This window comes from Sulfurovum sp., assembly GCA_020525365.1.
Classification (GTDB): domain Bacteria; phylum Campylobacterota; class Campylobacteria; order Campylobacterales; family Sulfurovaceae; genus Sulfurovum.
Window position 1 is genome coordinate 242,535 of record JAIZOF010000001.1, and the last position, 23,464, is coordinate 265,998.

General features: G+C 37.4%; 23 protein-coding genes and 2 tRNA genes. 7 read left to right on the plus strand and 18 right to left on the minus strand.

Features of this window, described 5'->3' with window-relative positions:
• The first annotated feature begins 18 nt into the window (after window positions 1-18).
• A complete protein-coding gene (locus tag LGB01_01250; GenBank protein MCB4752850.1) occupies window positions 19-279 on the plus strand; it encodes a hypothetical protein in 261 nt (86 codons plus the stop codon).
• 45 nt (window positions 280-324) lie between these two features.
• Here the strand turns inward: LGB01_01250 and LGB01_01255 are convergent, their stop codons facing one another.
• The 4 genes from LGB01_01255 to speA all read right to left on the minus strand — a co-directional run bounded on the left by LGB01_01255 (window position 325) and on the right by speA (window position 5,871).
• Window positions 325-1,833, minus strand: a complete 1,509-nt coding sequence (locus LGB01_01255; GenBank protein ID MCB4752851.1) for a hypothetical protein — start codon at window positions 1,831-1,833, stop codon at window positions 325-327.
• Window positions 1,834-1,962: 129 nt separating this feature from the next.
• Entirely contained in the window at window positions 1,963-3,156 is a 1,194-nt protein-coding gene (locus LGB01_01260; GenBank protein MCB4752852.1) for a pyridoxal phosphate-dependent aminotransferase, read from the minus strand.
• Window positions 3,157-3,292: 136 nt separating this feature from the next.
• Window positions 3,293-3,994, minus strand: coding sequence for a serine O-acetyltransferase (gene cysE / locus LGB01_01265; protein ID MCB4752853.1), 702 nt, complete (start codon window positions 3,992-3,994; stop codon window positions 3,293-3,295).
• Window positions 3,991-5,871 carry a biosynthetic arginine decarboxylase gene (gene speA / locus LGB01_01270; protein MCB4752854.1) on the minus strand — a complete coding sequence of 627 codons (1,881 nt, stop codon included), beginning with the start codon at window positions 5,869-5,871 and terminating at the stop codon, window positions 3,991-3,993. The genes cysE and speA overlap by 4 nt, the downstream gene beginning before the upstream one ends.
• A 69-nt stretch (window positions 5,872-5,940) precedes the next feature.
• Between speA and LGB01_01275 the strand changes: the two genes are divergently transcribed.
• From LGB01_01275 to LGB01_01290, 4 genes are read left to right on the plus strand one after another with little or no spacing between them, the layout of a single operon-like run.
• Window positions 5,941-7,044, plus strand: coding sequence for an MlaE family lipid ABC transporter permease subunit (locus LGB01_01275; protein MCB4752855.1), 1,104 nt, complete (start codon window positions 5,941-5,943; stop codon window positions 7,042-7,044).
• Window positions 7,041-7,826 carry an ATP-binding cassette domain-containing protein gene (locus LGB01_01280; GenBank protein ID MCB4752856.1) on the plus strand — a complete coding sequence of 262 codons (786 nt, stop codon included), beginning with the start codon at window positions 7,041-7,043 and terminating at the stop codon, window positions 7,824-7,826. Before LGB01_01275 ends, LGB01_01280 begins: the two co-directional genes overlap by 4 nt.
• A complete protein-coding gene (locus LGB01_01285; protein ID MCB4752857.1) occupies window positions 7,819-8,634 on the plus strand; it encodes an MlaD family protein in 816 nt (271 codons plus the stop codon). Before LGB01_01280 ends, LGB01_01285 begins: the two co-directional genes overlap by 8 nt.
• Before the next feature lie 3 nt (window positions 8,635-8,637).
• Window positions 8,638-9,258: an ABC-type transport auxiliary lipoprotein family protein gene (locus tag LGB01_01290; GenBank protein ID MCB4752858.1), complete on the plus strand. Its 621-nt coding sequence runs from the start codon at window positions 8,638-8,640 to the stop codon at window positions 9,256-9,258.
• A 1-nt stretch (window position 9,259) separates the two neighbouring features.
• Here LGB01_01290 and LGB01_01295 read toward each other — a convergent pair whose 3' ends face one another.
• A complete protein-coding gene (locus tag LGB01_01295; GenBank protein ID MCB4752859.1) occupies window positions 9,260-10,024 on the minus strand; it encodes a carbonic anhydrase family protein in 765 nt (254 codons plus the stop codon).
• 296 nt (window positions 10,025-10,320) lie between these two features.
• Between LGB01_01295 and LGB01_01300 the strand changes: the two genes are divergently transcribed.
• Window positions 10,321-11,679: an OprD family porin gene (locus LGB01_01300; protein ID MCB4752860.1), complete on the plus strand. Its 1,359-nt coding sequence runs from the start codon at window positions 10,321-10,323 to the stop codon at window positions 11,677-11,679.
• Window positions 11,680-11,763: 84 nt separating this feature from the next.
• Here the strand turns inward: LGB01_01300 and LGB01_01305 are convergent, their stop codons facing one another.
• The 13 genes from LGB01_01305 to LGB01_01365 form a co-directional block, all read right to left on the minus strand.
• Window positions 11,764-12,705, minus strand: coding sequence for an alpha/beta hydrolase (locus tag LGB01_01305; protein ID MCB4752861.1), 942 nt, complete (start codon window positions 12,703-12,705; stop codon window positions 11,764-11,766).
• An 8-nt stretch (window positions 12,706-12,713) separates the two neighbouring features.
• Window positions 12,714-13,139: an alpha/beta hydrolase gene (locus LGB01_01310; GenBank protein MCB4752862.1), complete on the minus strand. Its 426-nt coding sequence runs from the start codon at window positions 13,137-13,139 to the stop codon at window positions 12,714-12,716.
• A 121-nt stretch (window positions 13,140-13,260) separates the two neighbouring features.
• A complete protein-coding gene (gene hisS, locus LGB01_01315) occupies window positions 13,261-14,472 on the minus strand; it encodes a histidine--tRNA ligase (GenBank protein MCB4752863.1) in 1,212 nt (403 codons plus the stop codon).
• Window positions 14,473-14,551: 79 nt separating this feature from the next.
• Window positions 14,552-15,127, minus strand: coding sequence for a dTMP kinase (tmk, locus tag LGB01_01320; protein MCB4752864.1), 576 nt, complete (start codon window positions 15,125-15,127; stop codon window positions 14,552-14,554).
• Window positions 15,127-15,603, minus strand: coding sequence for a pantetheine-phosphate adenylyltransferase (coaD, locus tag LGB01_01325; GenBank protein ID MCB4752865.1), 477 nt, complete (start codon window positions 15,601-15,603; stop codon window positions 15,127-15,129). Before coaD ends, tmk begins: the two co-directional genes overlap by 1 nt.
• Window positions 15,604-15,791: 188 nt before the next feature.
• Window positions 15,792-16,313: a UbiX family flavin prenyltransferase gene (locus tag LGB01_01330; protein ID MCB4752866.1), complete on the minus strand. Its 522-nt coding sequence runs from the start codon at window positions 16,311-16,313 to the stop codon at window positions 15,792-15,794.
• Between the two features lie 59 nt (window positions 16,314-16,372).
• Window positions 16,373-16,855 carry an iron-sulfur cluster assembly protein gene (locus tag LGB01_01335; protein MCB4752867.1) on the minus strand — a complete coding sequence of 161 codons (483 nt, stop codon included), beginning with the start codon at window positions 16,853-16,855 and terminating at the stop codon, window positions 16,373-16,375.
• Between the two features lie 14 nt (window positions 16,856-16,869).
• On the minus strand, window positions 16,870-17,292 hold the full coding sequence (locus LGB01_01340) for a SufE family protein (protein ID MCB4752868.1): 423 nt from the start codon (window positions 17,290-17,292) through the stop codon (window positions 16,870-16,872).
• A complete protein-coding gene (locus LGB01_01345) occupies window positions 17,289-18,479 on the minus strand; it encodes a SufD family Fe-S cluster assembly protein (protein MCB4752869.1) in 1,191 nt (396 codons plus the stop codon). Before LGB01_01345 ends, LGB01_01340 begins: the two co-directional genes overlap by 4 nt.
• Window positions 18,479-19,234: a Fe-S cluster assembly ATPase SufC gene (gene sufC, locus LGB01_01350; GenBank protein MCB4752870.1), complete on the minus strand. Its 756-nt coding sequence runs from the start codon at window positions 19,232-19,234 to the stop codon at window positions 18,479-18,481. Before sufC ends, LGB01_01345 begins: the two co-directional genes overlap by 1 nt.
• Window positions 19,231-20,673 carry a Fe-S cluster assembly protein SufB gene (sufB, locus tag LGB01_01355; protein ID MCB4752871.1) on the minus strand — a complete coding sequence of 481 codons (1,443 nt, stop codon included), beginning with the start codon at window positions 20,671-20,673 and terminating at the stop codon, window positions 19,231-19,233. The genes sufC and sufB overlap by 4 nt, the downstream gene beginning before the upstream one ends.
• A 105-nt stretch (window positions 20,674-20,778) precedes the next feature.
• Window positions 20,779-20,855: transfer RNA gene (locus tag LGB01_01360), tRNA-Gly, on the minus strand.
• Between the two features lie 20 nt (window positions 20,856-20,875).
• Window positions 20,876-20,960: transfer RNA gene (locus tag LGB01_01365), tRNA-Leu, on the minus strand.
• Between the two features lie 177 nt (window positions 20,961-21,137).
• Between LGB01_01365 and LGB01_01370 the strand changes: the two genes are divergently transcribed.
• Complete coding sequence (locus LGB01_01370) at window positions 21,138-23,429, plus strand: DNA translocase FtsK (protein ID MCB4752872.1); 2,292 nt, start codon at window positions 21,138-21,140, stop codon at window positions 23,427-23,429.
• Window positions 23,430-23,464: the final 35 nt, after the last annotated feature.

The window sequence follows — 23,464 nt, forward strand, 5'->3', positions numbered from 1 at the left end:
AGATACAATTAGGAAAATATGAAAACATTACAAGAAGAGGTTACTCTACACATCAACAAATTAGTTCATCCACTTAAAGCAGAGAAAGAGCTTAAAGAAGTACTAAAAGTCAAATTAACCAAAAAAGAGTTCAAAATTCTCAATGCATGGGCAGAAGATATTGATATTGAAGCACTGAAGCTAAAACTTAACCTTGATGAGAAGCGCTTTTTAGAACTATCGGCCAAACTAGTTAAAAAGCTCAATCAGGAGAAGATTAAGCAGGCAATATGTTGCTAAACCATCTCTATTTTACAGATAAAACTAATTTTTAAGAAAGCCAATCTAAGCCTGAATCAGACTTTTGGCATAATCTAGAGCTATTTTTTTGTTATACAACTCCCCCTCCATTTGCAATATGTATACTGTATCAAGGATTTCTTTGAAGCGTACAGATGGTGTCATGCCCAAAGCAATAAGATCCCTCCCTTGAAGTAATGGTTTAAGTGGTTTATTTTTAACCTGTAAATTTTCTGCTACCATCAAAAGCCAATTCCCAGCCGGATAATTATGTGTTATATTCTGATTGGTTTGTGCTTCTGTTGAAATATCTTTTTTATCTTCTCCCCCAAGATAGTCAGCTGTGGCAACCAATACAAGCTCTTCAATACTTACTTTGGTTGCTAGGCGACATATATCACCTGCTTTTATATTTTGGATATAGAACTCAGAAGGCTTGAGGTGGTATGCCACCAAGGGGAGGATACTTTCGATGAAAGTATGTTCATTGGTGAGACGATAAAGAAAGCTACGAACAGCTTCAAGATCAATAGTTTTGTATGAAAAAGTATAAATTGATACATCAAGAGTACCGGTTTGTACTGCTGCTAAAATACTCTTATGCTTTTGAATATTTTTCCCTGAAAATATATCCTCATACTTTGGGTTAATTGTTATGAATGGTTTTCCAAAATCATGGCACAATACAGCAAATAAAAGTTTGAGCCAAAACTTATGATTACTGGCTTGTTTTTTATTTTTCTGTCTCTGCTTTTTGAGTATTGATACCATGATATCAATACTTATCATTGTATGTGCCCATCTATCTTTTTCTAGATACCATCTTGGATAACCAATAAGTGCATGAAGTTCTGGAAAATAACGTATGGTGATACCCCATATTCTCATCAATTCAAAACCAATAGAAGGTTTGGATGCTTTAAGTAACAGCTTTTTCCACTCTTCATAAATACGTTCTTTGGGTAGCTCGTCAAGCTGTTTATTTTCAACCATCTTTTGACACAATATGGATGTCTCCTCTGCTATCCTAAACTCAAAACGTGCTGCAAACTGTATTGCTCGATATACTCGTAGTGGATCATCCATAAATGTAGCATCATCAATATGTCTTAATACTTTATGTTGTATATCTTGTAAGCCTCCGAAGGGATCAAGAATCTTTCCTGTTAATATATCATATCCTAATGCATTCATTGTAAAATCTCGTCGCTTCGCAGCAGTAGAAAAATCAAGAAACCCATCTACTTCAACACAAAACCCTCTATGCCCATTACCTATTTTCCTTTCTGTACGGGGAAAAGAGAAGTCATACTCCTTTTTATCAATATAGAGCTTGACAACACCAAAGCATTTCCCTACTTGACTAACATTGCCGTAGGCATGAAGAAAATTTTCAAGACTATTTAGTGTATTTAGACCATATACTTCAATATCATAATCTTTTACTTCTCTCTCCATTATCATATCCCGTACCGCACCGCCTACAAGCAATGTTCGGGCACCTTGAGTTTGTAGATCTTTGGCAATAACCTTAAGGATAGATGGTAGATTCATATACTCTCTTTCATGTAGCTCTTACTCAAATTCTAATACGATTTTTGAATCTATAATACTTATCAGTCTTATAGATAAGTATATTATCGAGAGGGAAGAGGTATATTCTTCTTGAGGGAGAAGAGAGATTTAGTTTTTTTTCAATGGAGTATATTTACTTTTAATAAACTTCTCAATACGTCTAATTCCTTCACGAATTGTTATGATGTCAGTAGCAAATGAGAACCGGAAGTATCCTTCGCTTCCAAAACCAATACCAGGCACAACGGCAACACCAGTTTCTTTGAGAAGCTCTTCGCAGAATACAATAGATTTTTCTGTGATATCTTTAATATTCACAAAGAGATAAAAGGCACCCTGTGGTTTAATAACAGAGAGACCGTCTATTTCATTAAAGAGCTTGACTGCCTCTTCAGCCCGTTTCTTGAATGCTTTTTTCATCTGTGTAATTTCTTCATCTACCTCACCTAACAGAGCTGGAATAGCTGCTTTTTGAGTGATAGAATTAATATTTGAAGTACTTTGACTCTGTAGTTTATTTATAGTAGCAATCAGCTTTTTGTTTGGACTTGCAAGGTAGCCAAAGCGCCATCCAGTCATTGCAACCGATTTACTTAATCCATTAATTGTAACTGTTCTTTGATACATGTCATTGCTAATACTTGCTGTGGCAGTAAAGTCGACACCATAAATAAGTTTTTCATACATTTCATCACTGGCAACAAGAATATTAGTGTCTTTAAGTACTTCAGAAATCTCTTTAAGTTCCTCTTTGGTATAGACTGAACCTGTTGGATTAGACGGTGAGGTTAGTACTAGCATTTTTGTTTTGGAGGTAATGGCATTCTTAAGTTGCTTGGGAGTAATTTTAAACTTATTGGTATCGTCGGTCTCAATAATGACAGGTACACCAAAAGCATATTTAACCAATTCAGGATAAGTAACCCAATAAGGAGATGGAATAATGACTTCATCGCCTGGATTGATCACTGCTTGGAAGAGGTTAAATAGTGAGTGTTTTGCACCATTACTAACAATAATATCAGATGGAGCATACTCAAGGTTGTTGTCTCTTTCAAGTTTAGTAGCCACCGCTTTAAGTAGTTTGGGAATACCAGGTACGGCCGTATATTGGGTAAATCCTTCATTGATTGCTTTGATTGCTTCATCTTTGATACGTTTTGGCGTGCCAAAATCTGGTTCTCCTGCAGAGAAAGAGAGTATATCTTTTCCTTCTGCTTTGAGCTCTCGTGCTAATGTTGAGATTGCAATTGTTAAAGATGGTGAGAGTGTTTGCATGCGGTCGGAAAGTGTTAGTTTCATAAAAACCCTTATTGAAAAATACTACATATTATAACAAAAAGTGCTTGACAGAGCAGTAAAATGAAACAGGAAGTATTACTGAAACTAAAGTACTATTTGTTTTAAGTCTGCCAATAGCCCAATATAATATCCAATCTTAATCCATTGAATGAATAAAATTATTATAGAGCTCTTCTAGATCATGGTCTTTCTCTTTGACCTTCTCTTTTTTGGTTTTTGGCAATACTTCTTCAAGCACTTCGATACGTTGTAGCAGGTATGCAAAAAGCTCTTTGTCGACATCGGGTATTTTGTTATGACTAAGTGGATTTTTATCATGACCACGTTTGAGAACACGGGCAGGAATACCAATCGCGGTAGAGTTGGATGGTACATCTTTAACTACAACGGAATTAGCACCAACCTTAGAATTTTCTCCAATAGTAATATTGCCAAGTATTTTAGCACCTGCACTAAGTAAAACATTATTCTCAATGGTAGGGTGACGTTTTCCTTGATTGGTGCTAACCCCTCCAAGTGTTACTTGTTGGTAGATTAGTACATCATTGCCAATAATTGTGGTTTCTCCTATAACCACTCCTACACCATGATCAATGAAGACACGCCGACCAAGCTTGGCAGCAGGATGAATATCTACCATTGTTAAGAACATACCAAGTGCTGAAATGAGACGTGGAATAAATCGTAACCCTTTCTGGTAGAACCAGTGAGCAATACGGTAAAATAATAGTGCCCATAAGCCAGGATAGTTAAAGAAGAGCTCAAAAGTGGAGCGGAGTGCTGGATCGTTACGTTTGACATTGGCAAAGTCTTCCTTAATGAGTCTAAAGAGGTTCACGTGTTAGCTCCTTGTGATATTTCGCTAATAGCTTGAATGGTTTTAAGATAACTATTTTCACTTAAATAAAGATAAATTTTACCTAAAAGTTCTCGTTTCTCCTCAGATGAAATGTGAGATGACTCCTCTATTTTGTGTTTGAGTGATTTATCAATAATGCCGGTATCATAGTCAAAATCATCGAGTATATCCATGAGATTTTGTGCTTCAATAATATTATCGATACTGTAACTGTTGTCTTCATGGAAGGTAATGATACATTCGGTTGGGTGGGTAAAGAGGTTATGCTTCATGCCTAAAACCTCTTGATAGGCACCAGTGAGGAAGAAGCCAATAAAATACTCCTCTTTGCTTAGATCAATGTCGTGTAGATAGAGCGGTAGATTGCGATTGAATCCTATTTCTCCATCAGAGTCACAAGTGATATCCCAAATACTAGCAGGGTTGGTTGGCTTAGTATCAAGATGGCTTAATGGCACAATAGGGAAGTGTTGCCCCAATCCCCAAAAATCAGGTAAGGATTGAAAAGCAGAGAAGTTAACCAAATATTTTTCCTGAATACGGTCTTGTAGTTTTTTTAATTCATCCGTCCCTTCGTTTTCTAAAAGAGCAATTGCTTTTTTAATAATAAGGTTAACCAGTATCTCTGTATTGGAGCGGTCTTCAAGGTCAATGTATCCAAGATCAAAAAGTGTCAGCAGGCTTTCCATATGGTCAAGTGCATCGTGTAAATATTCTCGTGCATTTTTCTGTTTAATAGAGAGATAGAGGTCGTAGAGTTCCTGAATAAGTGGTGGATTTTTCTCCTTAAGACGTAGAAGCTTGGTATTATACTCTGAGGAAAACAGTTCCAATACGGGTGCTACCAATACCGAGTGTGATGCTGCGATGTATCGTCCTGACTCAGTAAAGATATCAGGCTCTGCAACCCCTTTGCTTTTGGCAATTTCTTGCATGAGATAGACCACATCATTAGCAAATTCATCAAGCGAATAGTTACGTTCTTGTGCAGTGTGATGCTGAGAATACTCTACGGCAAGTCCCCCACCAATATTGATAGCACCAAGTGCATTTGCACCTCTTTTTTTTAGTTCAGCATAGATATTTCCAGCCTCTCTCAGTGCTTTTTTGAGTGGAGCAATATCTTCCATTTGGGAACCAATATGAAAATGAATCATCCAGAGTTGGTTGAGTAGGGTATGTTTTTTAAGAAGTTCATAGACTTCGAGTAGCTCAGTGGAGGTTAAGCCGAATTTAGAAGAGTATCCTCCACTTTTTGCCCAAATGCCTATGCCAGAACTATGAAGTCTGATGCGAATACCAATTTTGGGTGAAATGGGTGTGTTGTTGTGTGCATTAAACTCTTCATTGACTTGTATGATTGTTTTTAATTCACCAGTTCCTTCGATAGTGACAGTAATGTTGTGCCCCATTTTTACAGCAATAAAACAGAGTGCAATCATCTCTTTATCTTTGAATCCATTAACGGTGATGGGCGCACCAAGTGGTGTTTTGGTCATTGCAATAATCAACTCCGCCTTACTCCCTGCCTCTAACCCATAACCATATGGTTGAGAGATCTCCATAAGTGCGTGAATAAAGTTGGGGAATTGATTTACTTTCAGGGGAAAGACTGCGTGGAATTTGCCTTGATAATTAAATGCTTTTTTTGCTTTTTCAAAAGTTTTAAAAAGAGTAGAAATCTGTTTTTCAATCAGATGGGGAAAGCGCAATAGAAGTGGTCCCTTATATCCTTTTTCTCTAACTTCTTTAGTGATTTGAAGCAAAGAGGGTTTAGAGGCATGGTTAATATTGATTGTTTTACCATGAATGATAAAGTTATCATCCCCCCAAATATTTAACCCAAAATACTTCATACTGTTACCTCTTATACATCGTGAAGTGATTATACCAAAATTTAATCCAATCTCCTCTATAATAAAACAATGAAGAGAAACTTTATTCAATGGAAAGATAATCAAGATCAGCTTATACTTAAGGCAACTGGAGAGTGGACGCTTCATCATATATCAACCATAGAGGCAGAGCTGCAGGCTGTTCCTGTGACAAAAAAGATCTTTTGGGATCTCTCTTTGGTTACTAACTTTGATAGCTCAGGGATCCTGCTTTTCATGGAACATCTCAAGTACTTTAATACAAAGACAGAGGTAATTGTGACAGGTTACACGCAAAGCCAAAAAGAGATGTATAATCTATTACAAGAACATACAGTAGAGAATGTCTCCGCTCAAAAGAGTAGTTTTCTAGAAGATATAGGGAAAGTGACAATAAAGACACTTTCAGATATAAAGGATTTTATCACTTTTTTAGGACACTTGTTTGCCACTTTATTTTATACTTTTGTTCACCCCCGAACTATTCGCTTCAAAGAGATGGCTTATCACATTCATCAGTCTGGATTCAACGCACTTATCATTATTGGACTGACTTCTTTCCTTGTGGGGATGGTTATTGCCTATCAAGGGGCAGTACAGCTTGCTAAATTTGGAGCTGATATTTTTATTGTCGATACAGTAGGTATTTCTATTGTTAGAGAACTAGGACCGATGATTACTGCAATTGTTATTGCAGGCAGGAGTGGTTCGGCTTATACAGCAGAGATTGGTGCAATGAAGATTACCGAAGAGATTGCCGCTATGCGTACAATGGGGTTTGACTCTTACCATTTTCTGGTACTGCCACGTATCTTTGCATTGATGATTGCTTTACCACTACTGATATTTTTTTCAGACATTATAGGAATACTTGGTGGAATGGTGGCTTCAGGTATAGTGACTGGCATCTCTTATGATCAGTTCATTTCCAGACTCTATGAGGTACTTGAGGTAAAGCACTATATACTAGGAATGATTAAGGGACCAGTATTTGCCTTTCTAATTGCTGCAATTGCATGTTTTCGTGGTTTTCAAGTTTCAGATAATACAGAAAGTATTGGGTTACATACTACAGCATCAGTCGTTAATGCCATTTTTATGGTTATTGCGTTTGATGCACTCTTTTCGGTTCTCTACACGGAGCTTGGTTTATGAGTACGGTTATAAATATAGAAAATATCATTACCCGCTTTAGGGGACGTACCATACACGATGGTGTCTCTTTGCATATTGAAAAGAATGAAATATATGGTATTTTGGGGAAGAGTGGTTCAGGAAAATCAGTTTTGATGAGAGAGATGATTATGCTTCTTGAACCTAGTGGGGGAAAGATAGAGGTTTTAGGGCGAAATATAGGTACAATTGGTTTTAAAGAGGCACAAAAATTACGTGGTGAATGGGGTGTACTTTTTCAGTTTGGTGCACTCTACTCCTCTTTGACGGTTGCTGAAAATATTGAAATACAATTAAAAGAGTATACACATTTAAACAAATATATGCGAGAAAAACTTGTACGCTCAAAAATTGCACTTGTTGGGCTTGATGCACATGTGGCTACGCTTTACCCTTCTGAGCTTAGTGGAGGGATGGTTAAGCGTGCTGCGCTTGCACGTGCACTGGCTATGGATCCAAAGCTACTTTTTCTTGATGAACCAACTTCTGGGCTTGATCCAGTTGGTGCACGTAACTTTGATAAACTTATTGTAGAATTACGCAATATGCTTGGGATTACAGTTGTAATGATTACACATGATTTGGATAGTATTTTTAATATTGTTGATCGTATGGCAATATTAGCAGATAAGCAGGTTGTAGCAGAGGGGAACATGAAGAAAGTACTCCGCTCAACACATCCATTTGTAGAAGCATTTTTTAAGAATGAATATACTAAAGAGAAGTTTGCACAGAAGCTTAAGGAGGGGGAAGGAAATGTATAATAAGGTCAACTATACCATTGTTGGACTATTTGTACTTCTTTTTGGAGTTGCCATGACTGCATTCTTTTTTTGGCTTGCCAAGTATGGATTACAGCAAAAATATGATGTCTATAAGATATATATGAAAGAGTCAGTATCGGGACTCTCCAAAGACTCTGTGGTTAAGCTTCGAGGTGTGTCCATTGGAAGGGTTAGGGAGATACGCATTGACCCTAACAATATTGAGCGTATTGAAATACTATTGAGCATTAAACATGGTATCCTCATTAAAGAAAATATGGTTGCATATATGGCAATGCAGGGACTTACAGGTCTTTTGGCAGTTGATATCAAAAATGGAACCAATGATGCGAAGACACTTGAACCGACTAAAGACTATATTCCTACAATCAAAACAGCCTCTTCTTGGTTTAATGCCACCAAGAAAGACATTGGAACACTTACGGGTCATCTATCAAGGCTGGTACAGCAGGTCAATAAACTCATGAGCAATAAAAATATTGAACACCTTGATAAAATGTTACAGAATATGGAGGCACTAACAGATGTCTTTAAAGATGTGGGTCATGAGACTATTCCAGTCATGAAGAAGCTTATGGAGACAACACAGAACTTCAACAGAGTAACCCTTAAAATAGAGAGGAGTCTCGATAGAGGAGACTATAATATTAAAAAAATCTTTGAGCCAATGATTATAGAGGCAGAGATACTCTCGGAGCAGGTCAACGATTTGGCAACCAAAATGAACCAAAGCCCAAGTGATATCTTCTTTAAAGCAAGGGAAATTAGACAGGGACCAGGAGAATAGAAAATGAAAAGTTATTATAGTCTTATAGTTGTAGTAGTACTGTTTATAAGTGGTTGCATTGTAAAAGAGGCAATACCGATGAAATACTACACACTCAAGATAGGGAAAATGCCAATTATACACAATAGCCCATTTCGTGATAAGGTACTTAAGGTCTCCTATCCTAAGACACTAACAGGAAAGCTGACCAATAAGATTGCTTTTTCCTACAGCAGCAGTGACCGAGGCGTGTACCAGAACTCACGATGGTCTAATACACTCGAAAAACTGATTGAGGGCAACATTATTGCGACACTTCACCAGATTAAGATCTTTAAAGCAGTTCTGGCCTACAACTCAACAGCAACAGCTGACTTAAGACTAGAGAGTGTGGTTTATGATTTTTCCCACTATGTTAGAAAAGATGCCTCTTATGCAATCATTTCCATGGGGTTTATACTCATTGATGTTGAGACTGGAAAACTCATCAAGACCAAATATTTTTCATACCGTGAAGATACCGAAACAACTGATGCAAAAGGGTATGCCAAAGCAGTTAATATTGCTATGACACGGCTTATTAAAGATTTGATAAAATGGATAAAAAGTGAAGAAGGTATAGATATTAAATCTATACCTTTGTAGTCTATTCAGCAATGATTCTAGCATCTAATGGCTGAATAGGTCTGTTGTTGTTATGATGCATTGTGTCATCATGAAATTTTTTGATCTGCTCTTTTGAAACAACCAAAGGCTCTTTTAGTACAAACCATCTTACCCCTTCTGTGCAAGGGGGAGTAGTTAGTGAGCCATTAAAACGATAATAGTGCTTATTTTTTGGTAAAAGTGATTGTGCAATATGGGCTAGTTTTAGTTGTTTACTCTTTCCCTCTTTGTTGGGCATATCTTTCCATATTTTTTCAAGTACAGTATTTGTTTTCCCCTCTTTAAACATCACCGCAATAACAGCAATGTTTCCATTTTTATCTACATTAACAAAATGTGCTTCAAGAGGAAAGGCTTTTCCGTTAATATGGTTTTCGCTAGGCGAATGAAAATGAAACTGCTTGAGTTCAAAGGTTATGCCATCAACAGTAAATGTACTTCCTGACTCCATATTGACTTGAATTGTATGTCCATTGTCTACAATATTTTTAGAATGACTTGCATAGTGAGGATCTAGTGGAGGAAGGTTTGCATGAAGAGAATGTGTAATATTGATTGGAGATTGGTTTAGTCCCACACCACACTCTCTAAATTTTTTAGACAAGGTGCCCCACTTATCGGGTGTATTGTGTCCAGTATAGCCCCAGTGCATAGTTTCTGTTTTGGGCTCATTCGCAAAAGCAAATGTGGTTGTTAATGCTACGATAGCAGAAACACTTCGTAAGAGGTTTATATTTTTGTGCATATGTTAAATCCTTTATTGTTGATATGTCAAAAGTATAGTACAGCAAAGCTCAAAAAGCTCAAAAAAAATAATAAAATAAAAGATAAAAGCTTTTTTAATTATTAATTTTTGTATATAGTTTATATGCTAATCAATTTTTTAGTTTAAAATAAACAAGATAATTGACATATAATTTATATTTTAATCATGCTATTTGGTAATAGATGTAATTTTAGTAAATTATGAAGCTAAAAAAGTATTTTTCTACTTTGGAAGAGTTATGATAAATAAAATAATAACCCAAAAGGAGAATTAAAGTGTCAAAAATTTTATTGAGTGGATTAGCCTGTTTTGCATTACTGCAGGGTGCAGATAGTACTCAAGATATCCTTAAAAATGGAAAAGTGTATGGAAATATAAAATACTACTACATTCAGACAGATAAACAAAATAATACACCTCATAAAGATAGTTCTGCTAATGCAAATGCTATTGGGGGAACATTTGGAGTTCAAACGGGGAAATATTATGGGTTTAGCGGACAAGCAACATTCATGACAACAAACGGTTTTGGTTTAAGTGGTGCGGTAGATACATCTGTTTTAGGACGTGATAATGGTGTAAGATTAGACAGTGGTAATCCATCAGGTTCGATTGCACAAGACTCTTTTTCTGTATTGGGCGAAGAGTTTATTGGTTATAGTTATAAAAAATTTTATATTAATTATGGACGACAAATTTTAAAGACCCCTCTTGTTAATGCCAAGGAAGTGCGTATGTTGCCTTCATCTATGGAAGGTTTAAAAATAAGCTATCGCACAAAAGATGATCATCTGTCTTTTGGTGGCAAATATTTGACACATTTTAAACAGCGTACCTCTAGTCAGTTTATGAACATCATTGAACATGCATTAGGTACGCATACAGAGGAGGTAATAGGTGATGAAAAAGGTAGTATGTGTATTGCAAATATAAACTACAATAATCATAATCTATCTACTTCTATATATGACTATTATGCAGCAAATTTTATGAACTCATTGTTTGCAAATATATTGTATAAAGGTAATACAAATAGTTATGTTTATCATTTAGGATTAGAGGGAATTGTTCAAAAGAGTATTGGTAATGCAGATATAAATTTACAAAAATCTGATTCTATTACAGGAGGCAAGAAGATTAATGCGGCATCTATATCTGTAAAAAGTGATATCCAATATCATGAGAGTAAGTTTATGCTTGGTTATTCGCATATCTCAAGTGATGACTCGGCACATGACAGCCTGGTTTTACCTTGGGATGGTACACCACTTTATACTAATATGATTACTTCGAATGATCTATTTGTTTCAAATTATGGGAAAAGTCTAATTGCAGATAGTATTTATATAGGTGGAACACAGTCTTTTAAAATTGCGTATACACAAGGCTATGACTTTACAGGTAAAAAAGGTTTTAAATCAACTCTCTCTTATATGGTTGCAGATAATGATAGGTTTTTAAAAGGAAAACAAAAAGATTTTAATATTGTGTTGGCTTATCGGCACAATAAACACTTTTCTGTAGTACTTAAAGGCATATTTGTTACAAATAACACTTCTGCCGAAGAAGATGGTACCATCAAACAGCTTGATGATTTTCAACAATATCGTGTAATAGCTAACTATGTATTTTAAACAAGAGTACTAGAAATATCATGGTCAGTCTGATAAAAATACTATCAAGGACTGGCGATGAAGTATTTCATGGGGCTTTAAATGTTAAGGTATCTGTACAAAATGATCACTTCTTTCATTGTCTAAAATATTAATATTTTCACTCTCAATAAATTTATCTATTAGTACTTGAGCATATGGACTATCCATTGAAAGTCCATGCTCTGTATCTTTAAAGAAAAAAAGTTTACTATTTGTCAGATATTGTCGAGCTTGTTTAGACCAATATAGTGGCGTTTGATTGTCGTGTTCTGCTGAAAGTATTAGGGTTTTTATATTTGTCCTTACTGCTTGTTTTTCTATATTGTTTTTGGGGGATATATCAAATCTTAACTTAGCCATTTCCGATATAGGTACAGGAGATCCGCCCCTAAAAGTACTTAGCACACTTGTTACTTTTTGACTAAAACCAAAATTATAATATTGCTGATCTTCATCATGAATGAAGGCATATTCTTCATACAGTATGATAGCAAAAGACATGATGGTAGAGAAAGATTTTTCTCTTATTTCGCCTATCTCAAGATTGCCAGCAGTTCTAATAAAAGGATGGGTTCCATCTAGGATTTTGTCAAAATTAGGTTTTACATATTTCTCTGATACATTGTCTTCGTATGCATGAAAAGTAAGTGCTTTCAAAAAGGCTGCAGTAGAATCGTTACCTTTGACACTTTTTATTTTATCTATCACTGCGTCTAATTTTGTAGCAAAGTTTTCTCTAGGGTAATCTCTACTATATTTATCTTCCATGGTTTTTAATTTATCTAAAATGGCCTCTCTAGCCTGTGAAAGTCCATTTACCTCAATAGGAAATAAGCCATCCAGCGTTAGACTCTTTACTCTTGATGGAAAATCTCTTGCTATGGTGAGTGCCACCCTGGTTCCGTAGGATACCCCTAATAAATTTGCTTTTTTAATATTTTCTTTTTCTAAAACCTTGTCAATATCAATAGCAATATTTTTTGATGTATAGTCTTTAACATGGATATCTTTATTTAGATTTTAACACAGTTGTTAATATCTTCTGCACTGCTTGCGCCACCCCTACATTTAGGAAATGGAGTCGAAAATCCTGTACCTCTATAATCTATGGCTATTAAGTCGTGATTTTCTCTTAAAGAAGAATAAAAATCATGACTTAATATCTTGTCCATATCAATCACACTAGAACTTCCTGGTCCACCTGTTAGGTATACAATAGGTGCTTTTTTATTACTTGAGTTTTTAGCCGGCACTCTCGTATAATAAATATTAATTTTTCTATTATCGCCCATATCTGACGGATTGGCTTTAACTTCTAAATATTTACATTGGGCATTTGCCCGTTCCAAATTTGCCAGCCTGCAACCGGTACCGGTTTCACCACAAGCATTAAATAATACCACTGCAGAGATTAACATAATCCCATTAAACAATTTCATCTTAACTCCTATTTATTAATAGTGCATTATGCCAGTTTACTTATTAGGGCTTCATTGTGATGTAGCATCAATGCAGTTGACATGAACCTTAATATGCTTAAATGAGATTACTAAAGCACGACTAAAGTGCTTCGAAAGGAACTATTTTCTCCTCTTTACTCTCCATATCTTTAACCCATACTGTGCCATTTCTTAACTCATCTTCACCTATGAGAACAGTAAAGCGTGCATTGGACTTATCGGCTCCTTTCATATGGCTCTTAAAGCCTTTAGAGGTATACTCAACTGTTACTTTATTCTGAACCCTTTTGATATGAGCAAGCATAATAATCTTTTCAATCGCTTCGGGAACCATTGTGCCCATATAGTAGCCCTCTTTTGGAGGCTGTGGTATCTTGACTAAATCTATAATACGTTCAATACCAATAGCAAATCCTACCGCAGGAGTTGGTTTGCCATCAAGGAATTCCACCAGTTTGTCGTAGCGACCTCCTCCAGCAATGGCAGACTGTGCACCAATTTCATTACTGACAAACTCAAAAGCAGTCTTGTTGTAGTAGTCTAGACCACGTACAAGATTAGTATCTACTGTATAAGTGATGCCCGCTTCATTGAGTAGCTTTGCCAGTTTTTTAAAATCTGTATCACAATTCTTGCAGAGACTATCAATAAGTTTAGGTGATACACTTAGGAGTGATTGGCATTTCTCATTTTTACAGTCAAGTACACGGATGGGGTTGGTTCCAATACGACGATTACAGTCTTCACACAGATCAGATTTGATGCCCGTGAGGAAACCGACAAGGTTCTCACGGTAGGGCGGCATACACTCAGGACATCCCAGTGAGTTGATTAGCAGGTTAAATTCGATGCCAAGCTCTTTGAATATCTGACTGATCATCATAATAAGTGTAAAATCCTCATAGACTGAAGCCTCCCCAAAACTCTCACATCCAAACTGATGGAATTCTCGAAGTCTTCCTTTCTGTGGACGCTCGTATCGGAACATTGGACCGTAGTAATAGAATTTTTGTTTCATTGGCTGACGATCAAGTTTAGTGGAGACAAAAGTACGTACTACACCAGCTGTTCCTTCGGGTCGCATACAGACATCATTGTTTCCTTTATCCTCAAACTGATACATCTCTTTGGTGACAATATCAGAGCTATCCCCTACTGAACGTTTAAAAAGAGCAGTCTCTTCAAGGATGGGGGTTTCAATGTAGTTGTATCCATACCGTTTGGCAATTTTGATAGCTGTAGTAATAATATATACGAAGCGCTGAGCATCATCAAACATTAGGTCTTTCATGCCGCGTAGTGGTTTGATCATACTGATCCTTTGTATAGAAAGTATTCCTCTTCATGCTAAATATGACTGGAGGATTTTGCTTTGGTATAAAAGTATAAAATTATATCTTCAAATAGGTTAGTATGGCTTGATGTATCGTCTCAATACTCTCTGTTGCATCGATAAAGAGATGAGGAATACCTAGTTTGATAACACTCTCTTTCATATAATCTTGAACACGTAGTAGATATTTGAGTCCACGTAATTCGATACCGTCAAGCTCCTTTTGAGAGGTGCGTGCTTTCAGGGTCTCCATATCTATTAAAAAGAGGATAATGCAGTCAGGAAAGTCTCCTTTGAGTGCAAAACGATTGAGTGCTATGAGTTCATCAAGATCAAAATTACCATTTGCTAAAGCATATCCAATACCAGAGATGAACCCTCTGTCTGAAATAATGAGCTTCTGTTTGTTGGGCTCGATAATCTTCTTATGGTGCTCAGCACGATCTGCAAGGAAGAGTAATATTTCGGCATGCTTGGAACAGATAGAGTCACTAAGTAACATCTCTCTTGCTTTTTTCCCAAAATTGGTTGCTCCAGGTTCAAAAGTAGTAACAATCTCTGGGTGCACTTGTTTGAGAAGTTCAATCTGTGTACTTTTCCCACAGGTGTCAATACCTTCGAAGAGAATATACATTACTTTCTAATGTTCCCGATGATGCGATGTGCCTCAGGATGTAGTAAGTGATCAACTTTACCACCATAGGCAAGAATGGTACGTACTACAGAAGAGCTAACAAAAGCATGTTGAAGGTTTGGCATAAGGTAGATAGTCTCAAGATCGGGCTTAAGTGAAGCATTGGCATAGCCCATCTGTAGCTCATACTCAAAATCACTGATTGCACGTAGTCCTCTGACAATAATGTTGGCACCAAGGTCTTCAGCAAGATTAACCAATAATTTGTCAAAGCCAACTACTTCTATTTTAGAAAACTCTTTTGTGGTCACTTGTACCATTTGAATACGTTGTTCTAGTGTAAACATTGGTTCTTTTGCTTTTGACGCTGCAACAGCAACAATGATGCGATCAAACATCTTGCATGCACGGGTAATGATATCAAGATGTCCATTGGTAATGGGATCAAAAGTACCAGGATATATAGCTGTCCTCACCGAATAGCTCCAATAAAAGTAATCAAAAATAGTGAAGCATGCGTGGTAAGAAGTATAGGTTTACATTGTTGCATAATACCTGTATTGGTTGTATAAAATAACATTGGCTTTGATGGAACCTTTGTTTTAGTAAAAGTTTTTATTAAGAAAAGCATACCACAACTATTTGCTTTTTGCTCTTAATGCCTTCACTTCCAGCGCGTAAATAATGCGTTAGATATTCCTAATGCATCATACCATTTTCCAATGATGAATTGTTCCATCTCTTTAAGATTTTGATGTTCAGCATAATAGCCCATAACAGGTGGTGCAATGATGGCACCGAGTGAGGCAAGTTTGTGCATATTCTCAAGAGCAATGGCAGAAAAAGGAAGCTCTCTAGGTGCAAGTAGAAGTTTTTTTTGCTCTTTGAGTGCAACTGCAGCAACACGAGTAGGGAGATTGTCGCTGATACCGCAAGCAATTTTAGCAAGAGTATTCATAGAGCAGGGGATGATAGCTGTACTATCTACACGAAAAGAACCACTTGAAATAGAGGCTGCAATATTGCAGCTGCTGTGCAGGGTCACATGTGTATGTTCAAATGATTCAACAGTCAGCGCATTATCTGAGACAATGACGTGCACTTCAATCTCTTTAGGTAAGTAGTCGATAAATTTCTTTCCCAACTGTACCCCACTGGCACCAGTAATGGCTACAACCAATTTCATCTATTCACTCTTTTGATTTAAGTAGGCAATGCTTTAAGCCTTATTCTTTCAGATTTCAATTATAGCATACCCATGGCTAATTTTGCTTCATCGCTCATTTTGTTTTGATCCCAAGGTGGGTCAAATACTAGTTCTACATCAATACATGCAAGGTCACCTCCTAAGCGAGAGGGAATGGAGCGTACCAAGTCAACAATCACTTCTGACATAGAGCAGGTTGCAGAGGTAAGGGTCATTATAATTTTGCATTCACTCTGTCTGCTGGTGGGGTTCTTCCAGCAGTCTACATGATAAATGAGTCCAAGGTTATAAATATCTACAGGTAGTTCGGGATCATAGATAGTTTTGAGTTGATTAATAATGCTTTCTCTCATCTCTTCGTCTATTTCGGCATCTTTGGGCTTATGACATTTGTTTTCTATCACATCAAAACGATTGTCTGCACCACTATTTGTATTATTGCCAAATTTTGCTTCCCAGGCTGCCATCTCTTCAGCAGTAGATGGAATATCGTTATACTGAATATTGTTTGGGTCTTTCATAAAAATCCTTAGCGTTATGATGTTGCATCTTTGCATCTCTGTGCATATGTATACACCTTTTTAATGAATGCCTCAAGGCTTTGTTGGCGTACCGGAGAGAGCAGTTCAACAATACCAAGCTCTTCAAGGCGTTTTGGGTTGAAAGTGAGTATTTCGTCAACTTTTTTGTTGCCAAAGATATCTAGTAAAAGGGTAAGCATTCCCTTTGCCATTTCGGATGTACCTTCACCACGCAATATAAGTTTACCATCCTTGCATTTGCCAACAAGCCATGCGGGTGATGCGCATCCTACGATGAAGGTGTCATCATTTTTTTCCTCTTTGGTGAGAGTAGTGTGTTTTTTTCCAAGGTCGAAGATATATTCCATCTTCTCGTTAGGGGTCACAAAAAGGTCAAAATCCTCTTTGTATTTTTGGAGTGTTTCTTCAATGGTCATATAAAATCCTTTTCGCCTGCATAGAAGGCTTCTTCAAATGTTGCCTTAATCACCTCTTGATGGCGACTATCCTTAATCTGCTCTATAAGTGTATTGGCAAAGGCGATGACAAGTATTTTTTTTGCTTCAATCTCGTCGATACCACGTGAACGTAGATAAAAGAGTTGTTTCTCATCAAGTTGTCCTGTAGTTGATCCATGACTCGCTTCTAGCTCATCAATATAGATTTCAAGTTGTGGTTTACTTGCCATGTAAGCTTTTTCATGCAGGAGTATTGCCTTGGAGTTTTGATAGGCTTTTGTCCATTTGGCGGAGTGCTCTACCCTAATGAGTGCATCAAAGATACCGCAAGATGCACTGTCAATAATACTTTTTGCCTCTTGATGAGAAGTAGCATATTTGCCTTGATGGATAATTTTGCTAATTGTACCACGCTGTGCCCCGTCATTGATGTAGAGAAGGTGTCCCATATTCAGGTGTGCGTAATAGTCAAGATCTACTTTAATCAATTGTAATCCCATACCACTGCCCATATCAAAACTTTTGACAACAGCATTGGCATGCCGGTTAAGCTGTAGATGGTGTGAGGCAATCATGGCATAATCCTCACCGTGTATCTTTTGATTCTTGAGAATACGTAGGGTACTATCAGGTGCAATAAAGGTGTCGTAACCATAGAGCACCAGTGTATCTTTGATATTTTTATTGTAAAAACTCTCAAAAAGTGTTGCATGACGATTGGCTTGGTTGATTAGCACAATACGATAAGCGATAAGTGTGCCACTTTGACTGTAATGATGCTCCACCTCTACATCAGTATCACCATCAAGGTCTATTTTAATTACATGTGGACTAAGCAGGTGCCCTAAATAGTACATAGGGTCAAAGTGTTCCATGTCTATTGTCTGGCATTGTTCGTAATAGATACGCATCCCGTGAGGTGCATGGGTAACGATACCATCAACAATGATAATTTTTTTGGCCTCTTTGATGGGTTTAGGGATGTAGGAGATGGTGCAGTACTCTTTTTCAAATAGTTTCTTTAGCTGAAAATAGCGGTATTCCTCATTCTTTTTGTTTGGTAATCCTAATATAGCAAAGCGTTCAAGTGCTACAGACTTTCTATCCACGCTGAGTAGCTGAGCTATTTCAGAAGGAGACTTTTTTTTGAGTTCGCTCAGCTTCATTATGCTTCCTCAACAATGCTTTCATAGCCATGTTCCTCGAGTTGTGAAACCAGCTCAAATCCGGCAGTCTTAATGATGCGCCCATCTTTAAGTACATGAATATAGTCTGGTTTGATGTAGTCAAGAATACGGCTATAATGAGTGATGACCAGAAAGCTTCGCTTATTATCTTTCATTAGGTTGATTCCTTCTGAAACTGCTCTGAGTGCATCAATATCAAGCCCAGAATCAATCTCATCAAGGATAATCACATCAGGGTTGAGCATCAGCATCTGTAATATTTCATTACGCTTTTTCTCTCCTCCGGAAAAACCTTCATTGAGGCTACGGCTAATCATGTCTGCTTTCATGCCAAGCATTTCAAGATACTTTTTCATTTCACGCAGGAACTCTGCAGCATTGAGTTCCTCTTTGCCCTGATATTTGCGTTTGGCATTTAATGCAGTTCTAAGAAAGTAGGCATTGTTGACGCCTGAGATCTCTACGGGGTGCTGAAAACTAAGGAAGATGCCCTCAAGTGCTCTCTCTTCTGGTGCCATCTCAAGAATGCTCTTGTTTCTATAGAGGATATCTCCTTTGGTTACCTCTATATCGTAGTGTCCCACAATAGTCTTACTTAGTGTTGACTTGCCTGCACCATTTGGTCCCATAATAGCATGCACTTTTCCTGGTTCCAACTCAAGTGTGAGCCCTTTGAGTATCTCTTTTTCTCCAATTTTGGTATGAATATTCTTGATTTCTAATATTTTACTCATCCTACGCTTCCTTCCAATGTTAATTCTAGTAATGCTTTTGCTTCCACTGCGTACTCCATAGGGAGATGATTGAACACCTCTTTGCAAAATCCGTGCACAATCATACTGACCGCACTCTCTTCGTCTATACCTCTTTGTCTAAGGTAAAAGAGTTGCTCATCACTAATTTTACTGGTGGTTGCCTCGTGCTCTACCTGTCCTTGAGAATCTTTACTTTCCAAATAAGGGAAAGTATGTGCACCACACTGGTTACCTATGAGTAGAGAATCACATTCACTGTAGTTTCTTGCCCCTGTAGCACTTGCACCTATCTTGACTAGCCCACGATAGGTATTCTGTCCTTTCATTGCCGAAATGCCTTTGGAGATAATGGTTGAACTTGTATTTTCTCCTAGATGAATCATTTTTGTTCCTGTATCTGCTTGCTGTGCTAGTGTAGTGACAGCAACAGAGTAGAATTCACCAATACTGTTATTGCCTTTGAGAATACAGCTTGGATATTTCCAAGTAATTGCTGAACCGGTCTCTACTTGTGTCCAGCTGATTTTGGCATTGTCACCCGCACAGATACCACGCTTGGTAACAAAGTTGTAAATGCCTCCTTTGCCTTCCTTGTCGCCTGGGTACCAGTTTTGGATAGTGGAGTATTTAATTTCTGCATTCTTCATGGCAACCAGTTCGACGACAGCAGCGTGTAGTTGATTTTCATCACGCATTGGCGCAGAGCATCCCTCATTATAGCTGACATAACTACCTTCATCTGCAATAATGAGTGTACGCTCAAACTGCCCTGTGTTAAGCGCATTTATACGGAAATAGGTACTTAGTTCCATTGGACAACGTACCCCCTTAGGAATATAGACAAAAGTTCCATCGGTAAAGACAGCCGAATTAAGTGTAGCAAAGAAGTTGTCTGTCATAGGAACAACGGAGAACATATACTTTTTAATTAACTCTGGATAGTTGTGTATTGCATCAGAGATAGAGCAAAAAATGACACCATGTTTTTCAAGTTCGTCTTGATAGGTAGTTTTGACTGATACCGAATCAACAACTGCATCAACAGCAACTTTTACACCAGCAAGCTGTTTTTGTTCCTCAAGTGGAATACCAAGCTTCTCATAGGCTTCAAGGATTTTTGGGTCAACTTCATCAAGACTCTTTGGTCCATCAGTCTTGGGTGCAGCATAGTAGGAGATAGATTGGTAATCTACCGGTTCGTATGTTATATTTCCCCAAGTTGGCTCTTCCATTTTCCTCCACCTGTTAAGTGCCTTTAGGCGCATATCAAGCATCCACTCTGGTTCTTTTTTCTTTGTTGATATAAATTTGATTGTATCTTCATTGAGTCCAGGCGGTACCACATCGGTCTCAATATCTATTTCAAAACCGAGTCCATATTCGCCAGAAACAGCTTTGTCAATCTCTTCTTGTGCCATAGGTTTTCCTAATTCGGAGTTATTTTGTATTATTTATAACATAAAAAGACTCATGGGTCAAGTGATGCAGATCAAATGGTATACAATTTTGGGATATATTAGAGGTGGAGCGGGAGACGGGACTCGAACCCGCGACCCTCAGCTTGGAAGGCTGACGCTCTAGCCAACTGAGCTACTCCCGCAAAAAGTTTTTGCTAAATGGTGGTACCTCGAGTCGGAGTCGAACCGACACGGCCGAAGCCACCAGATTTTGAGTCTAGCGTGTCTACCAATTCCACCATCGAGGCATACGTCTAAAGCGCAGGTTGCATTTTACTCTCAGAGAACTTAAAAACATATGATATATAGTAATCCTAATGCAGAAAACCAACAATTTAATATATTTTCAAAGATGACTAATTTTTCTGTGTTATAATACATCTTCATTAATTAATATTAAAACGATTCCATTTTTAGGACAATGAGTGAAGACCATACTAATTATGACAGCTATTCTTTTTATTTACGGTATATTTTCAACTTTTTTTAGAGATACAGCACTATCAGGAAATATTGGTAATATCGTAGGAAATACAAATATTTACCTTTTTGGTTCTTTTGCCTATATGAATATTTTGATACTCTTTTATCCACTTTATAAACTCTACACCAATGTAGCCGTACGCAACAATATTGATTTTTATTTAGGATGGGTTTTACTCTTTATTGGCGCCATACTCTTTGAGTCATTGATATTAGAGGCAAAAGATGCAGGAATCATTGGACCGCAGGTAGTGGAATTTCTTCGTCCCTATATTGGAGAAGCTGGACTTTGGTTACTTTGGCTGATGACCATAACACTAGCATTGACTTTCATTGTTGATGATGAATTTCAGTGGCAATCGCTTGTTTCTAAAAGAGAGAAAATAATAACCTTGTTCAAGAGTATGGGAACCATTTCTAAAAGTATTTTTTTAAAGTTTACTATAGGTATCAAGAAAATAATGATGATTATTTTCACTAATCACTTTGCCTCACCCAAGCTTGAAGATGAGATAATGCCATTCATTGATATTGATATAGCAGAAGATACAGAGCTAAAAACCATAACCCCAAAATTAACAATGAAACAGGAAACAGTGGTTAAAAAAAAGCCTAAACCAAAGCCCAAAAAACAGACAGACAGCCCAGTGTTTGAAGAGGTGCTAGGGGTTGAGCCACCCATTAAGAAGTTATTTGATACACAGGAAGATAAAGAAATTTCTGATACAAAATCAACAGCATCTTCAAGTAGTGTAAAAATTGTCGAGGAGCTTGAAGAGAACTCTAAGTTGATGGAGACACTAGAAAGAGGTAAAGTTGAAAAGCCAAAAAATTTCAAACTTCCCAAACTTGATTTTTTACAAAAAGCCCCCAATCAACAGAAGAAGCATATTAATGAAGCTGAGATTGACCGTAAGTCTGGTAACCTAATTGAGAAACTTAAGCTCTTTAAGATTGATGGGGATGTGGTTCGCACCTATACAGGACCACTTGTAACAACTTTTGAGTTCAAGCCTGCACCACATGTAAAGGTCTCTAAGATACTTGGATTGCAAGATGATCTTGCTATGGCACTAAGTGCAGAGACTATCCGTATTCAAGCACCCATACCAGGACGTGATGTAGTAGGTATAGAGATTCCCAATGAGCATTCAAATATTATCTATCTTCGTGAAATTCTTGAGGATGATCTCTTTCAAAACTCTAAATCTCCACTAACAATTGCATTGGGTAAGGATATTGTTGGAAAACCATTTATTACCGATATTAAGAAATTACCACATTTGCTTATTGCTGGTACGACAGGTTCGGGTAAATCGGTGGGAATTAATGCAATGATACTTTCATTGCTTTACAAAAATGACCCTGAGCATCTCAAGCTAATGATGATTGACCCCAAGATGTTGGAGTTCTCTATTTATGATGAGATTCCACATTTGATTACGCCCGTAATTACCGAGCCTAAAAAGGCAATTGCCGCACTAGCAAATATGGTAGGTGAGATGGAGCGTCGTTATCGCTTAATGGCAGAGAAGAGGACTAAAAATATCGATAATTATAACGAGAAGATTAAAAGAGACAATTCGGGGGACGAACCGATGCCCTTTATTGTTATTGTTATTGATGAGTTGGCAGATTTAATGATGAATGGTGGAAAAGAAGTGGAGACTTCTATTGCTCGCTTAGCACAGAAGTCAAGAGCCTGTGGTATCCATTTGATTGTTGCAACCCAACGACCAAGTGTTGATGTTGTGACTGGGATTATCAAGGCAAATCTCCCGTCAAGATTAAGCTACAGGGTAGGACAGAAGATTGACTCAAAAGTTATTCTTGATTCAATGGGTGCAGAGAGTTTGCTTGGACGAGGTGATGGGCTCTTTACTCCCCCAGGTATGACCGGATTAGTACGCATTCATGCACCATGGGCAACAGAAGAGGAGATTGAGGAGATTGTTGAGTTTATTAAGGTACAGCGTGCACCAGAGTATGATGAGAGTTATTTTGTTGAGAGTAGTGGCACATCACTAGAAAAAGGAGAGAAGGAAATTGAACTTGATTCACTTTATGAGGAGGCAAAGGCAGTTGTTCTCTCTGATAAGAAGACCTCTATCTCTTACTTGCAACGTAAACTTCAGATAGGCTATAATCGTTCAGCAAATATCATAGATCAGCTTGAGGCAACAGGGGTGCTCTCCTCTCCTAACACTAAAGGAAATAGAGATATATTGATTTGACTAAAGTAGCCCTAAAGCATGGTCTTTGTAACTAT